Annotated in this window: 15 protein-coding genes; 13 read left to right on the top strand and 2 right to left on the bottom strand. The window is 71.3% G+C overall.

Features of this window, described 5'->3' with window-relative positions; genetic code table 11:
* Positions 1-97 precede the first annotated feature (97 nt).
* Positions 98-2,302, bottom strand: a complete 2,205-nt coding sequence (gene pbpC, locus AC1RN5_RS15270) for a multimodular transpeptidase-transglycosylase PbpC (RefSeq protein ID WP_493042008.1) — start codon at positions 2,300-2,302, stop codon at positions 98-100.
* 54 nt (positions 2,303-2,356) lie between these two features.
* Here pbpC and AC1RN5_RS15275 point away from each other — a divergent pair, with 54 nt between their 5' ends.
* Complete coding sequence (locus AC1RN5_RS15275; protein ID WP_493042009.1) at positions 2,357-2,821, top strand: YcgN family cysteine cluster protein; 465 nt, start codon at positions 2,357-2,359, stop codon at positions 2,819-2,821.
* A 3-nt stretch (positions 2,822-2,824) separates the two neighbouring features.
* On the opposite strand, the gene AC1RN5_RS15280 is transcribed toward AC1RN5_RS15275, so the two are convergent.
* The gene (locus tag AC1RN5_RS15280) at positions 2,825-3,235 is read right to left on the bottom strand and encodes a hypothetical protein (protein ID WP_493042010.1); all 411 of its coding nucleotides are present in this window, start codon (positions 3,233-3,235) and stop codon (positions 2,825-2,827) included.
* Between the two features lie 157 nt (positions 3,236-3,392).
* Here AC1RN5_RS15280 and AC1RN5_RS15285 point away from each other — a divergent pair, with 157 nt between their 5' ends.
* The 12 genes from AC1RN5_RS15285 to AC1RN5_RS15340 all read left to right on the top strand — a co-directional run bounded on the left by AC1RN5_RS15285 (position 3,393) and on the right by AC1RN5_RS15340 (position 14,876).
* Complete coding sequence (locus AC1RN5_RS15285; RefSeq protein WP_493042011.1) at positions 3,393-4,316, top strand: DnaJ C-terminal domain-containing protein; 924 nt, start codon at positions 3,393-3,395, stop codon at positions 4,314-4,316.
* Positions 4,317-4,403: 87 nt separating this feature from the next.
* Positions 4,404-4,775 carry a VOC family protein gene (locus tag AC1RN5_RS15290; protein WP_493042012.1) on the top strand — a complete coding sequence of 124 codons (372 nt, stop codon included), beginning with the start codon at positions 4,404-4,406 and terminating at the stop codon, positions 4,773-4,775.
* A 10-nt stretch (positions 4,776-4,785) separates the two neighbouring features.
* A complete protein-coding gene (locus tag AC1RN5_RS15295; protein WP_493042013.1) occupies positions 4,786-5,151 on the top strand; it encodes an MmcQ/YjbR family DNA-binding protein in 366 nt (121 codons plus the stop codon).
* A 119-nt stretch (positions 5,152-5,270) separates the two neighbouring features.
* Entirely contained in the window at positions 5,271-5,603 is a 333-nt protein-coding gene (locus tag AC1RN5_RS15300; protein WP_493042014.1) for a PepSY domain-containing protein, read from the top strand.
* 10 nt (positions 5,604-5,613) lie between these two features.
* Entirely contained in the window at positions 5,614-6,306 is a 693-nt protein-coding gene (locus AC1RN5_RS15305) for a response regulator transcription factor (RefSeq protein ID WP_421934974.1), read from the top strand.
* A complete protein-coding gene (locus AC1RN5_RS15310; protein ID WP_493042015.1) occupies positions 6,303-7,688 on the top strand; it encodes an ATP-binding protein in 1,386 nt (461 codons plus the stop codon). Before AC1RN5_RS15305 ends, AC1RN5_RS15310 begins: the two co-directional genes overlap by 4 nt.
* Before the next feature lie 86 nt (positions 7,689-7,774).
* The gene (locus AC1RN5_RS15315; protein WP_493042016.1) at positions 7,775-9,157 is read left to right on the top strand and encodes a hypothetical protein; all 1,383 of its coding nucleotides are present in this window, start codon (positions 7,775-7,777) and stop codon (positions 9,155-9,157) included.
* A gap of 49 nt (positions 9,158-9,206) precedes the next feature.
* Entirely contained in the window at positions 9,207-10,286 is a 1,080-nt protein-coding gene (gene ccmI / locus AC1RN5_RS15320; protein WP_493042017.1) for a c-type cytochrome biogenesis protein CcmI, read from the top strand.
* Complete coding sequence (ccmE, locus tag AC1RN5_RS15325; protein WP_493042018.1) at positions 10,283-10,783, top strand: cytochrome c maturation protein CcmE; 501 nt, start codon at positions 10,283-10,285, stop codon at positions 10,781-10,783. The genes ccmI and ccmE overlap by 4 nt, the downstream gene beginning before the upstream one ends.
* Complete coding sequence (locus AC1RN5_RS15330) at positions 10,780-12,741, top strand: heme lyase CcmF/NrfE family subunit (protein ID WP_493042019.1); 1,962 nt, start codon at positions 10,780-10,782, stop codon at positions 12,739-12,741. Before ccmE ends, AC1RN5_RS15330 begins: the two co-directional genes overlap by 4 nt.
* On the top strand, positions 12,738-13,184 hold the full coding sequence (locus AC1RN5_RS15335) for a cytochrome c-type biogenesis protein (RefSeq protein WP_493042020.1): 447 nt from the start codon (positions 12,738-12,740) through the stop codon (positions 13,182-13,184). The genes AC1RN5_RS15330 and AC1RN5_RS15335 overlap by 4 nt, the downstream gene beginning before the upstream one ends.
* 135 nt (positions 13,185-13,319) lie before the next feature.
* The gene (locus AC1RN5_RS15340; RefSeq protein ID WP_493042021.1) at positions 13,320-14,876 is read left to right on the top strand and encodes a Do family serine endopeptidase; all 1,557 of its coding nucleotides are present in this window, start codon (positions 13,320-13,322) and stop codon (positions 14,874-14,876) included.
* The last annotated feature ends 6 nt before the right edge of the window (positions 14,877-14,882 follow it).

Below are 14,882 nucleotides of genomic sequence, written 5' to 3' on the forward strand. Positions count from 1 at the left end.
ATACATCCTCCGCATTCCGGATTGCAGGCTCAGGCTGTGACCCACGATCTGGATCCCGGCCTTCGCCGGGACGAGCGGGGAAGGGGAGGTCCCTTCCCTAGAACGGGATCTCCTCGACCGGCGGCTTGTCGACGGCCTCCGGCTTGGGCTCGGCGGGTTCGGGCGGGATCGCGGCCTCGGCCTCGCGGGCGGCGGCGGAGAACTCGTCGGCCAGGCCCTCGTAGAAGTCGTTGCGCGGATCGGCCTCCAGCTCGGGCTCCGGATCGGGCAGCAGCCAGTCGAAGTCGCGGGCCGGCAGCTTCTCGTGGGCCACCACCATGAACTGACGCCAGATCGCCGCCGACATGACGCCGCCGGTGATGCGGTTCATCGGCTTGTCGTCGTCGTTGCCGACCCAGACGCCCGCCACATAGTCCGGCGTGAAGCCCACGAACCAGGCGTCGCGCCAGTTCTGGCTGGTGCCGGTCTTGCCCGCCGCCGGGCGGCCGAAATTGGCCCGGGTGCCGGTGCCCGAGGTGATCACCTTCTTCATCATCTTCACCATCATGCTGGCGCGGGCGATGTCGTAGGCGGGCACGGGCGACGAGGTCTGGTGCAGGAACACCGGCTGGCCGCCGATCGTCTTGATCTCGTCGACCATGTAGGGCGTGATCCGGTTGCCCCCGGTCTGGAAGACCTGGAAGCCGGAGACCATCTCGATCAGCGGCACCTCGTAGGAGCCGAGCGCCACCGACAGGTTCGGATTGGCCGGGATGGTGGTGAGGCCGAACCGCCGGGTCAGCTCGCTGATGGCCGGGCCGCCGACCTCCTGGGCCAGCTTCACCGCCACGGTGTTGATGGAGTGGGCGAGCGCCGTCTCCACGGTCACCGCCCCGCGATAGCCGCCGCCATAGTTCTCCGGCCGCCAGTCGCCGAACTTCACCGGGCCGTCGATGCGCACGTCGGTGGGCATGACCCCCTTCTCCAGGGCCGCGGCGTAGACGAAGGGCTTGAAGGACGAGCCGGGCTGGCGCCGGGCCTGGACCGCGCGGTTGAAGACGCTGGCGTTGTAGTCGAGGCCGCCGACCATGGTGCGGATCGCGCCCTCGGCGGAGATGGCCACCATGCTGGCCTGGGAGGCGCCGGCCGCCTTGCCCTCGGTGGCGATCACCTGGCGCAGGATATTGGCGCCGGTGGCCTGCAGCTTGGGATCGATGGTCAGGCGCACCATCAGGTCCGGCGAATTGGGCCCCACCAGCTTGAGCACCTCGTTGGTGGCGTAGTCCAGGGCGTAGCCCATGTCCCCGTCATTGGCCAAGGCGGTGGGGCTGATGCGGGGCGTCGCGGCCTCGGCGGCCTGGGCGTCCTCGGCGGTGATCCAGCCCTCGCCGGCCATGCGCTCCAGCACCAGGCGCTGGCGCTCCAGGGCCCCGGCCATGTTGCGGTTCAGCGCCATGCGCGAGGGCGCCTTGGGCAGGCTGGCCAGCAGGGCCGCCTCCGAAAGGGTGAGCTGGCTGGCGGGCTTGCCGAAATAGGTGCGGCTGGCGCCGTCGATGCCGAAGGTGTTGGCCCCGAAATAGATGCGGTTGAGATAGAGTTCGAGAACCTCGTCCTTGCTCAGCATCTTCTCCAGGCGCTGGGCCATGACGGCCTCCTGGATCTTCCGCTTCATCGTCTGGTCGGGCGTCAGGAACAGGCCCTTGGCCAGTTGCTGCGACAGGGTCGAGCCGCCCTCCACCACCCGGCCGGCGGCGTAGTTGGCCCGCGCCGCGCGCACGATGGCCCAGGGGTCGACCGCCCCGTGCTGGTAGAAGCGCCGGTCCTCCGCCGCCAGGAAGGCGCGCGGCACATAGGCCGGAAGCTGGCCCAGCGTCACCCGGTCCCCGTACTTCGGCCCCCGCGAGGCGATCAGCACCCCGGTCTTGTCGAAGAACTTGATCGCCGGCGCCCGGTTGATCGCATAGAGCGCCTCGCGCTCGGGCAGGGCCGGGATGTCCTTCAGATAGACCTGCTGGACGTAGACCGCCGCCCCCAGCACCGCCAAGGCCAGGACCGCGGCGGCCACCACCAGGGTGGTCCACAGCCAGCGCAGGTCGCGCCGTCCGCGCGGAGTCCCGCCGAAGTCGCCGCCGCGACCACCGCCGCCCTTGGCCTTGGGCGGTTTGGGGGGCTTGGGCGGCTTGCCCGCCTTGGCCTTGCGCGGCTTGGGCAGGTCGGCCCGGAAGGGTTCCTCGGTCACGGCTTCAGGCGCCGGCGCGTCGGGCGCCCGCGGGCTCGGATGCGAGTCCGGAAACTTGTACGGATCGAGGTTCCAGTCGGTCACTTGGTCAAACTAAGGAGGGCGGCGGGGAGGCTTTTGGTTTAGGACGCCATCACCATGGCGACGAGACCTTACTGGGAAACGAAATCACTCCGCCAGATGACGGCGGTCGAGTGGGAGAGCCTATGCGACGGCTGCGGGCTTTGCTGTCTGGTTCGCTTCGAGGATGAGGACACCGGCGAGATCATCCCCACCCGCGTGCATTGTCGCCTCCTGGACGCCAAGACCTGCGCCTGCAGTAACTATGCCGGGCGAAAGAAATATGTCCCCGACTGCATCAAGCTGACGCCGCAGAATGTCGACACCCTGGAATGGATGCCGCTCTCCTGCGCCTATCGCCGCATCAACGAGGGCCGCGGCCTGGCCGACTGGCACCCCCTGATCTCCGGCGATCCCGAGAGCGTCCACCGCGCCGGGGTCTCGGTCCGCGGCCAGACCGTCAGCGAGAACACGCTGGCGCGTTCCGAGGACGCCCTGGAGTTCATCGCCTACGACCTGATGGAGGAACGCGGCGGCGACTGAGGGTCAGGCCTTGGCCCGCGCCGTCCCGATCCAGACGGTCGCGCCGGCGAAGATCAGCAGCCCGGCCAGGGGCCCGAAGACCCCGATCATCGTGGTCGGCGCCGGGGCCCGCCCGTCCAGCGCCCCCACCAGGAAGGCGGTCGAGGCCAGGCCCAGGATCAGGGCCGCGGCGGGGATCGCCGCCAGCAGGCGCGAACGCCCGACGTCCTCCAGCCGCTTGGCCGCCAGGCAGAGCCAGACATAGAGACCGGCCAGGGCCAGGTAGAACCTCACCTCCAGCGGATGGAACAGGCCCGCCAGATAGAGCCCGAGGTCGATGGCGAAGGCCGCCAGCGCCGCCATCAGCAGGGCGCGCCAGAAGCCGGCCCGCGACAGGCGGCCCCGGGGCCAGAGGAAGAGTTTGACGATGGTCATGGCGCCCCGGGCTTCAGGGGCGCAGGCTAGCGGTTCGTCGGGCGGGACAGTATGTGGTATTTTTACCACATCAGCCCTTGCGCGCGGTGGAGAACAGCCTAATTGAAGGCCACGCGTTCCCCACATCTGTCGAACAACCACCGAAGGTCTTTGTCTCTTGGCTGGCGATCCCTATCAGGAACTTGGCGTGGCCCGCGGCGCGAGCGCCGATGAGGTCCGCAAGGCGTTCCGCAAGCTGGCCAAGAAGCACCACCCCGACACCAATCCCGGGGACAAGGCCTCGGAGGAGAAGTTCAAGCGCGTCAGCGCCGCCTTCGACATCATCGGCGACCCCGACAAGCGCAAGAAGTTCGACGCCGGCGAGATCGACGCCGACGGCCGCGAGACCATGCGCGGCTTCGGCGGCGGCAGTCCCTTCGGCCAGCAGGGCGGCGGCGGCTGGAGCCCCCGGGGCCAGGCCGAGGGCCCGGAGATCGACCTCAGCGAGCTGTTCGGCGACATCCTGGGCCGCGGCCGCCCCGGCGGCGGCGGGCAGGGCGGCGGCTTCGGCGGCTTCTCCCAGCGCGGCGCCGACGTCCGCGCCCGGCTCGAGATCGACCTGGAGGACACCATCCACGGCGCCAAGAAGCGCATCGCCTTCTCTGACGGCCGCACCATCGACGTCTCCATCCCCAAGGGGGCGGAGGAGGGCCAGACCCTGCGCCTGAAGGGCCAGGGCTCGCCCGGCCGCTCCGGCCCCGGCGACGCCTTCATCGAGATGACCATTCGACCCCACGCCATCTTCCGGCGCGAGGGCGACAGCCTGGTGATGGACCTGCCGGTCTCGATCCCCGACGCGGTCCTGGGCGGCAAGGTCCAGGCGCCCACCCCCGACGGGGCGGTCAATGTCAGCGTGCCCAAGGGCGCCAACACCGGAACCTCCCTGCGCCTGAAGGGCCGCGGCCTGTCGGACGCCAAGGGCAAGCGCGGCGACCTGCTGGCCCGCATCGTCCTGATGCTGCCCGAGACCGTCGACCCGGACCTGGAGGCCTTCGCCGAAAAATGGCGCGCCGAACGGCCCTACACGCCGCGCCGTCGCTGACTCCGGTCTAGTCTCATCGCAGACCCGTGTTATTCTTACGCCTCGTGAAGGGGGCGCCGGAACGCGCGCCCACGCGACGGAGGCTCCATGCTCAGCGAGCGCCCCATCCAGCCGATGCTGGCCATCACCGATCCGCAGGCCGCAAAGCGATTCTACGGCGACCTGCTTGGTCTTCGCCTCCTGGAGGAGGACCCCTTCGCGCTCACCTATGACGGCGCAAATGTTCCGCTGCGCCTGAACAAGGCGCCCGCCTTCACGCCCCAGCCCTTCACCGCCCTCGGCTGGCGGGTCCCCGATGTCCGCGCCGCCGCCCGCGACCTGGCGGCCAAGGGCGTGGTGTTCGAACGGTTCGAGGGCATGGAGCAGGACGACCTGGGTGTCTGGACCCCGCCCGGCGGCGCGGGCGGCGTCTGCTGGTTCAAGGACCCGGACGGCAACCTGCTGTCCCTCTCCCACTAGGCCGCGCGCGATGAGCTTGTCGGCCGCGGCCCTGCAGACGGTCCTCGACGCCCTGCCAGGCGCCGTGGGATCGCCGCTGCCCTCGGCCAAGGGCGTGACCCTCTACAAGGTCATGGACAAGATGTTCGCCATCCTGAACGTCCGGGGCGAACCCTCCGTGATCGTCAAGTGCGACCCCCACCTCGTGGAGATCCTGAAGGAGACCTACGAAGGCGTCGGCCACCGCAGCCACCTGGACCGCCGCTTCTGGATCTGCGTGACCCTGGACTCCGACGTGCCTCCCGATGAGATCGAGCGGCTGGTGGGCGGCTCCTATGACCTGATCCGCTCGGGCCTGACCCGCAAGCAGAGGGCCGAGCTGGAGGCCCTGGTCTGAGAGGCCACGCCGCGCGCGCCATCCCCTCCCGCGCGCCTGCCGCGTGACAGACCGCCGCACCACCTGCATAAACCCCTTATTCAGGCTGGGTTCAGTCGCGGGTCTCTAAACCATCGGGCATGAAGCGTTCATTCGCCATAGCCGCTCTGCTCCTGGCGCTCACTCCGGTGGCGTCCCAGGCCCAGGGCTATCCGGACTACGGGCGGCCGTCCTACGGCGCCCGTGGGGACCAGGACCAGGCCCGCGACGCCGTGCGCGGCGGCCGCCAGGTGTCCCTGTCCCAGGTCATCGCCCGCATCGCCTCGCGCACCCCCGGCCGCCAGCTCAACACCACCATGGGCGACTATTCCGGCCGCCCCGCCTATTTCGTGCAGTGGCAGACCCCCGACGGCCGCGTGATGATCTTCATCGTCGACGCCGAGAGCGGCCAGATCCTGTCGCGCGAAGGCTGAAGAGGACACGATGCGTATTCTTCTGGTCGAAGACGATCCGGACCTGTCGCGCCAGCTGAAGGCCGCCCTGGGCGACGCCGGCTACGCTGTGGACCATGCCCCCGACGGCGAGGAGGCCCAGTTCCTGGGCGAGACCGAGCCCTATGACGCGGTGATCCTCGACCTAGGCCTGCCCAAGGTGGACGGGGTCTCGGTCCTGGAGCGCTGGCGGCGCGGGAACATGGCCGTCCCGGTGCTGATCCTGACCGCCCGCGGCGCCTGGAGCGAGAAGGTGGCCGGCTTCGACGCCGGGGCCGACGACTACCTCACCAAGCCCTTCCACACCGAGGAGCTGCTGGCCCGCCTGCGCGCCCTGCTGCGCCGCTCGGCCGGCCACGCCGCGCCCAGCCTGTCGGTGGGCGGCCTGCGCCTGGATCCCCGCGCCGCCCGGGCCACGGTCAATGGCGAGCCCCTTCGGCTCACCTCCCTCGAATACCGCCTGCTGCACTATCTGATGATGCACCAGGGCCGGGTCATCAGCCGCACCGAGCTGGTGGAGCACCTCTACGATCAGGACTTCGACCGCGACTCCAACACCATCGAGGTCTTCATCGGCCGGGTGCGCAAGAAGATCGGCGCCGACCGGATCGACACCGTCCGCGGCCTCGGCTACCGCCTGACCGCGCCCGCCGACGAACTTGGAGGCGAGGCGGCCGGCTCGTGAAATTCGAGGTCCTGAGCCGACCCTCCCTCGTCCGCCGCCTGGTGATCCTGGCGGCGGGCTGGTCCCTGGCGGTCCTGGTGGTCACCGCCATCGTGCTCGCCCTGCTGTTCCAGCAGGCGGCCCTGCGGCGGTTCGACCAGGGCCTGGCCGAGCTGATCGACAACCTCACCGCCGGAACCACCATCAATGACGCGGGCGAGGTCCTGGCCCCGGCCCTGACCGACCTGCGGGCCCTGCGCGCCTATTCCGGCAAGTACTGGCAGATCAGCGTCCCGGTGAACGGGGTGCTCAAGCCCCGGGTCCGCTCCCGCTCCCTGTGGGACAGCGAGCTCAAGACCCCGCCGGACCTGGCCCTGCGCCTGGCCGCCGACCCCGGCAAGCCGATCGTCTACGACACCCGCGGCCCCCTGAATGAACCCCTGCGCGCCATGGCCACCCGGGCCGAGCTGCCCGGCGGCACGGCTCCGGTGGTGTTCATGGCCGCCGAGGACCGCAGCCCCGTCGACCGTGACATCCGCAACTTCGTCACCGCCACCGCCGTGGCCTTCCTGCTGCTGGGGGTCGGCATGACGGCCGCCGTGGTCATCCAGGTCCGGGTGGGCCTGACCCCGCTGTTCGCCCTGCGCCACGAGGTGGCCTATGTCCGGCGCGGCAAGCGCGAGCGGATCGAGGGGACCTATCCCACAGAACTGAAGCCCCTGGCCGACGAGCTCAACGCCCTGATGGCCCACAACCAGGAGGTCGTGGAGCGCCAGCGCACCCACGTCGGCAACCTGGCCCACGCCCTGAAGACCCCGCTCTCGGTCATGCTGGCCGAATCACAGGCCCAGCCCGGCCCCCTGGCCGAGGTGGTCACCCGCCAGTCGGAGGCCATGCGTCAGCAGGTCGACCATCACCTGCGCCGCGCCCGCGCCGCGGCCCGCACCCAGGGATCGGGGGAACGGACCTCGGTCGCCGACGTGCTGGACGAATTGTCGCGGACCCTGGAACGCATCTTCCAGGACAAGGGCGTCACCATCGACTGGGACGCCGCCGACGACCTCTATTTCCTCGGCGAGCGCCAGGACCTGCTGGAGCTGGCGGGCAACGCCATGGAGAACGCAGCCAAGTGGTGCGCGGGCAAGGTCCGCGTCCGCGCCGAGGCCATTTCCCCCGAGCGGTTCAGGCTTTCCATCGAGGACGACGGGCCGGGCCTGTCGCCCCAGGAGCGCGAGGCCGCCGTCCGGCGCGGCGCCCGGCTGGACGAGAGCGCTCCCGGATCGGGCCTGGGCCTCAACATCATCGACGAGCTGGCCCGCGCCTATGGCGGGGCCATGACCCTGTCGGACGCACGCCTGGGTGGATTGGCCGTGGTTTTGGAGCTGCCGCGGGCCGAGGCGTGATTTCCTTAGCCTTTGGAAAGCCTTAACCCGCGCGGAACCATGTTCTCCGCTGACGCGTGTCCCCCGAGCGCGTCAGGAGCGTACTCATGTCCGGTCTGTCCGACCGCAAGATCGAAATCGTCCGCCATCTCGTCGAATCGGCGCCCGACAAGGTCGTGGGCGGATTGCAGAACGCGCTGGCCGCCGCCTCCGGGGATTCGGTCCTGGCCGGAGTCCGCCGCCTGGTGGAGGGCGAGGTCGCCGACCGCCGGCTGCGCAACGCGGTCCTGTCCCCCGTGGCCCCCCTGTTCATCGGCGACGGCTCCGACCCCGAGCGCCTGGTCTTCCCCTCCCGCGTCCTGGCCCTGATCTGGCGCGCCCTGAAGGCTACCGCCCCCGACGAGGTGCTCAAGGCCGAGCGCACCCTGGTGGACTATCGGGCCGACGAGACCTCCACCGAACCCTTCGACGTCCTGGTCGTGCTCGCCGCCGATGGCCTGCGCGAACGCGAGCAGCGCGATTTCGCCGCCGCCGCCGAACTCGCCGACCAGTGCCGCACGGGCGGGGCCGAACTGCTGCTCTCCTGCCTGGCCCTGTCCCCCATCGTGCGCGAGGCCACCCTGCGCCTGCCCGAATGGATCAGCCGCACCACCGATGAGCGGGCCGCCGCCGCCCGGGTGGCCTACAAGGACGCCGTGGCCATCTCCGACGATGCCGGGCCCCGCTTCTTCGACATGCTCGCCGCCCAGCTGGCCGAGCGCTGGACCATCCTGCGCATCGTCTCGGCGGTGATGGACCGTCCGACGGAACACTACCTGGCCGCCTCGGAGCTCTCGGTCTTCGCCACCCGGGTGATGGACGAGATCGACAAGAACCTGCTGAAGGTCGTCCACCTGGACCTCGACGGCGGGCCGCAGGCGGGCCGCGACGCCGGCGCCACCGTCGAACTCATCACCCTGCAGATCGCCGAGATGGAGAACGCCATCGACCTGGGCCGCGAGGGCGGCTGGGGCGGGCGGGTCCAGAAGCAGAAGAAGGGCCTGGCCTCGGTGGTCGAGGGCCGCCTGAGGGAGTGCGAGAAGGTCATCGGCGCCGCTCTGCCGTCCCAGACCGTTCGCGTGGCCCGCATGATGAAGAGCCTGCCGCGCCTCACCGGCGAGCCCGACGCCAAGGCCGTGGGCCGCGCCATGACCCTGCTCACCTTCATCGAGTCGGTGCGCACCAGCGCCAACTACGGCGGCTTCGCCTCGACCCGCGCCAAGGTGGTGGAGAAGATCGGCGAGACCATCGACGACTATGTGGAGGAGGCCCTCGCCCTCATCCGCGAGGGCGTCGTGGAGGACCCCGAATCGGGGCGCGCCCACCTGATGGTGGCCGCCGACTGCGCCGCCCTGCTGCGGGAGCCCCGCGCCGGCGACGTGATCCGCCGCCGCGCCACCGCCGCCCTGGGGGCGGTCAAGGCCGAGAGCCCGGCCGCCGCGGCGGAGTAACCCCCGCAAGGGCCTCGCGCTCGCCTGCGGTTTCGGCTACACGCCGCTCATGTTCGCCTTTTGGGTGGTCGCCGGCCTGATCTCCGCCGCCGCGGCTTTCCTCGTCCTGCACACAGCCGCGCGCGCGGCGGTCAACGCCGGGTCGGAAGACCCGACGCTCGCCCTCTATCGCCGCCAGCTCGGCGAGATCGACGACCTCGCCGACCGGGGCCTGATCGCCCAGACCGAGCGCAAGGGCGCCCACGCCGAGGCCGCCCGCCGACTCCTCACCGCCGCCGACGCCGGGGCCGCCCCCTGGCGGGTCGACTCCGGCATGCGCCGCGTCCTGCTGCTGGTGGCTGGCCTGGCGCCGGTCCTGGCGCTCGGCCTCTATCTGGCCGTGGGCTCGCCGGGCTATCCCGACCAGGGCTTCAAGTCGCGCCTGGCGGCCTGGCGCGCCGCCGAGCCCTCCAGCCTCTCGCCTCCGGAAATGGCCGCCGTCCTCGAGGCCATGACCCTGGAGCGGCCCAAGGACCCGGAAGCCTTCCGCTACCTGGCCATGGCCCAGGCCGCCTCCGACAACCCCTCCGGCGCCGCCCGCGCCCTGCGCCGCGCCATCACCCTCTCGCCCCGCCAGGCCGATCTGTGGGAGCTGCTGGGGGAGGCCCTGGTGGCCCAGGCCGGCGGCGAGGCGACTCCGGAATCCTCGCGCGCCTTCGCCCAGGCCGTGAAGCTCGATCCCAAGACCGTCAACGCCCGCTTCTATCTGGGCCGCGCCCGGATCGCCGCCGGCGACAAGGCCGGCGGGATCGCCGCCTGGCGCGCCCTGCAGGCCGAGCTGGCGCCCGCCGATCCGCGCCGCGCGGCGCTGGGCCAGGCCATCGCCGAGGCCGAGCGCGGCCCGTCGCCGGCCGCGCCCCTGGCCGGTCAGATGGGCGCCATCCGCGGTATGGTGGCGGGTCTCGCCGCCAAGCTGGAGGCTGATCCCAGCGACCCCGAGGGCTGGACCCGACTGGTGCGCTCCTACGCCGTCCTGGGGGAGACCGAAAAGCGTGACGCCGCCCTGGCGACGGCGCGCAAGCGGTTCGCCGCCGATCCCGACGTGCTGAAGGCCCTCGACCTGGCCGCCAAGACGGAGCCCATGCGATGAGCGGCTGGTTGCCGAAATCCCCCAAGGCGCGGCGTCGCCTGACCCTGCTGGCGGCTATCGCCCCGGTGCTGGCCCTGGCCGTCGGCCTGACCCTGTGGGGCCTCTCGGACTCCATCTCCTTCTTCTACACCCCCTCCCAGGCCGACGCCGCCAAGCCGCCCCCGGGCCGCTCGATCCAGCTCGGCGGCCTGGTGGAGACCGGCAGCGTCGTGAAGCATCCCGACGGCCGGGTGGAGTTCACCGTCCGGGACTCGCGGGCCGCCGACAAGGTGGTGTTCCAGGGCGACCTGCCCGACCTGTTCCGCGAGGGGCAGGGGATCGTGGCCACCGGCTCCTATCGCGAGGACGGGGTCTTCCAGGCCAAGCAGGTCCTGGCCAAGCACGACGAACGCTACATGCCGCGCGAGGTCTCCAAGGCCTTGAAGGAACAGGGCGAATGGCGCGGCGACGGCGCCAAGCCCGCCTACGCCGTCCCCGGGAAGTCCCCCGTCACATGATCGCGGAGATCGGCGCCTTCGCCCTCGTCCTGGCCCTGGTCCTGTCCCTGGCCCAGGTCGGCCTGTCCGTGGCCGGCCGCTGGCGGCGCTCTGCCGTGCTGGCCGGCGCCGGCGCGGGCGCGGGTCTGGCGGCCTTCCTGGGGGTGGCCATCGCCTTCGCCGCCCTGATGCACGCCTTCGTCACCTCCGACTTCTCGGTGGCCAATGTCGCGGCCAACTCCCACACCGAAAAGCCCATGCTCTACAAGGTGGCCGGAACCTGGGGCAGCCACGAGGGCTCCATGCTGCTCTGGTGCCTGGCCCTCACCGGCTTCGGCGCCGCCGTGGCCGGCTTCCGCCGCGGCCTGCCGGCGGGCCTCAAGGCCGTGACGGTGGCGACCCAGGGCGCCCTGGGCACGGTCTTCCTGGCCTACACCGTCTTCGCGTCGAACCCCTTCGAGCGGCTGGTGCGCATCCCCATCGAGGGCCGCTCCCTCAACCCCCTGCTGCAGGACCCGGCGCTCGCCTTCCACCCGCCCTTCCTCTACGCCGGCTATGTCGGCATGTCGGTGGTCTTCTCGCTGGCCGTCGCCGCCCTGGTGGAGGGCCGCGCCGACGCCGCCTGGGCCCGCTGGGTGCGGCCCTGGACCCTGATGGCCTGGAGCCTGCTCACCGTCGGCATCACGCTCGGCGCCTTCTGGGCCTATTACGAGCTGGGCTGGGGCGGCTGGTGGTTCTGGGACCCCGTGGAGAACGCCAGCTTCATGCCCTGGCTGATCGCCACGGCCCTGCTGCACTCGGCCATCGTCACCGAGAAGCGCGGGGCGCTGGCCGGGTGGACGGTGTTCCTGGCCATGGGCGCCTTCACCTTCTCCATGCTGGGCGCCTTCCTGGTGCGCTCGGGCGTGCTCACCAGCGTCCACGCCTTCGCCGTCGACCCCACCCGCGGCGTCCTGCTGCTGATGATCCTGGGCGTCACGGCGGGGCTCGGCTTCGCCCTCTTCGCCTGGCGCGCCCCGGCGCTCAGCCCCGGCGGCGTCTTCGCCCCGGTCAGCCGCGAGAGCGCGCTGGTGCTCAACAACATCCTGCTGGCGGCGGCCACGGTCACCGTCCTGCTGGGCACCCTCTATCCCCTGATCCGCGAGGCCGCGACGGGGGAGGCGATCTCGGTGGGCCCGCCCTTCTTCAACCTCACCTTCACCCCGCTGATGGCGGCCCTGCTGATCCTGCTGCCGGCCGGACCCCTGCTGGCCTGGAAGCGGGCCGACGCCCTCGGCGTCGCCCAGCGCCTGTGGGTCGCGGCCCTGATCGCGGCCGGCTGCGGCCTGCTGGCCTTCGCCCTGGTCAGCCCCCGCAAGGCGCTGGCCAGCGCCGGCCTGGCGCTCGGCGCCTGGCTGATCCTCGGCGCCCTGGTGGAGCTGGCCGAGCGCACCCGGGCCTTCCGCGGCCCGGCCGCCGAGACCTGGCGGAGGCTCACCGGCCTGCCGCGCGGCGCCTGGGGCATGACGCTCGCCCACGCCGGCCTGGGGATCTTCGTGCTCGGCGCCTGTTTCGAGACCGGCTGGAAGGCCGAGGCCGCCGAGACCCTCGCCATCGGCGGACACCTGAGCGTCGGCGCCTACGAGCTGACCCTGGACGCCATCCAGGGGGTCGACGGCCCCAACTATGACGCCGAGCGCGCGATGATCTCGGCCCGCAAGGACGGCGCCTTGATCTGCGCGCCGCGCCCCGAGCGGCGCTTCTATCCCGCCGGCGGCCAGACCACCTCGGAGGTGGCCATCTGCACCCTGGGCGCCAGCCACCTCTATGTGGTGCTGGGGGAACGCCGGCCGGGCGAGGTCTGGCTGGTGCGCGCCTACTGGAACCCCTGGGCCCTGCTGATCTTCGGCGGCCCCGGCGTCATGGCGCTCGGCGGCCTGATCTCGCTCTCCGACCGCCGGCTGCGCCTGGCCGTCGGCCGCCGGGCGGCGGCGTCGTGAGGAAGCTGCTGGCCATACTGGCGGCGGTCTTCTGCCTGGCCGCGGCCTCGGATCCGTCGGAGCGTCTGGCCGATCCCGCCCAGGAGGCCCGCGCCCGGGCCATCTTCGCGGAAGTCCGCTGCCTGGTCTGCCAGAACGAGTCCATCGACGACTCCCAGGCCGAGCTGGCCTCCGACCTGCGCCGCCTGGTCCGCGACCAGATCAAGGCCGGCAAGTCCGACAGCCAGGTGAAGGCCTATCTCACCGACCGCTACGGCGAGTTCGTCCTGCTCAAGCCCAGCTTCTCCTGGGGCAACGCGGCCCTGTGGGGGGCGCCGTTCCTGGTGGTGGGGCTGGGCGTCTGGCTGCTGGCGCGGAACCTTCGCACCCCGCGCCCGTCCGCCGAACTGTCGGAGGAGGAGGCCGCCCGCCTGGCCGATCTCGCCGACGATGATCAGACGTGACACGATTGCGCCCAATATCGGTCGCCTTGCTGCGCGCAGCGTGACCTAAACGTAACTTGCAGGGCCAATGCGCTGTAAGGCATCGAACCTAGGTTGTTGGCGCCCCCTAAGGGCCCACAGGGAAATTGAAGGCATATGACCTCGAAGAAGAACGGTTATCTCTGGGGCGCCCTGGCCGGCGTCAGCATCGCGACCGCGGCCGTGGCCGGCGCCAGCGTCGGCAAGCCCCCCGCCGACCGCGTCGACTCGTCGATGCTCATCCGGGCCTCGACCGCGCCGATCTTCGCCCCGCCCCCCGGCGCGCCGCTCTCCTTCGCCGACATCTTCGAGAAGGTCGCCCCCGCGGTGGTCTCCATCAACGTCACCTCCAAGGTCGACGCCGCGGCCCTGCGCCGCCAGATCCCGGGCCTGCCCTTCGACATCGTGCCCCGCGCCGCGCCGGACGGCGAGGACGGCGACCAGGGCGGAACCACCCAGCAGGGCCAGCCGCGCCTGCCCACCCAGCAGTCCTCCGGCTCGGGCTTCTTCATCTCGTCGGACGGCTACATCGTCACCAACAACCACGTCGTGGAGAACGCCGACGAGATCAAGGTCGTGCTCAAGGACGAGCGCGAGCTGGACGCCGTCGTGGTGGGCCGCGACGAGGGCACCGACCTGGCGGTCCTCAAGGTCAAGGGCTCCGACTTCGCCTTCGTCAACTTCGAGAACTCCGCCAAGCCCCGGGTGGGCGACTGGGTGATCACCGTCGGCAATCCCTTCGGCCTGGGCGGCACCGCCACGGCCGGCATCATCTCGGCCTATGGCCGTGACATCGGCGAGACCTTCGTCGACTACATCCAGATCGACGCCCCCATCAACCGCGGCAATTCCGGCGGCCCGACCTTCGACATCTATGGCCGGGTGATCGGGGTCAACACCGCGATCTTCTCGCCCTCGGGCGGCTCGGTGGGCATCGGCTTCGCCATCCCCGCCGACGTGGCCGACGCCATCACCAAGCAGCTGATCGCCGGGGGCAAGATCACCCGGGGCTATATCGGCGCCTCGATCCAGAACTTCACCTCCGAGATGGCCGAGGCCAACGGCATGGCCGGCCAGAAGGGCGCCATCGTCGCCGACCTGGTCCCCGGCGGCCCCTCGGCCAAGGCCGGCCTGGTCCCCGGCGACGTGGTGGTGGCCGTCAACGGCGTCACCGTCCGCACCTCCTCGGAGCTCACCCGCGAGGTGGCCAAGGCCCGCGCCGGCGACACCCTGCACGTCGAGGTGCTGCGCGACGGCAAGCGCAAGACCGTCGACATCCGCTCGGGCGTCCGCCCGACGGAGAAGGAGCTGGCCGCCAACGACAATTCCGGCTCGCCCCGCACCCCCGGCGCCGAGGGCGGCCCCGCCGTCCAGCTCCCGGCGGTTCTCGGGCTGAAGCTCGCCCCCCTGGACGACGCCGCCCGTCGCCGCCTGAACATCGATGGCCCCGTCCGCGGCGTCGTGGTGGACAGCGTCGACCAGTCGTCGGACGCCGCCCAGCGCGGCCTGCGCAAGGGCGACATCATCACCCAGGCCGGCGGCCGGCCGGTGACCAGCGCCTCGGAGTTCGCCGCCGCCGTGGACGTCGCCAAGAAGGGCGGCCGTCCCAGCATCCTGGTGGGCGTCCTGCGCGCCGGCCGGACCACCTTCCTGCCGATCAAGGTTTCCGGCTAATCTCCG

The sequence above is a fragment of the Phenylobacterium sp. GW821-FHT12F10 genome (assembly GCF_058806695.1).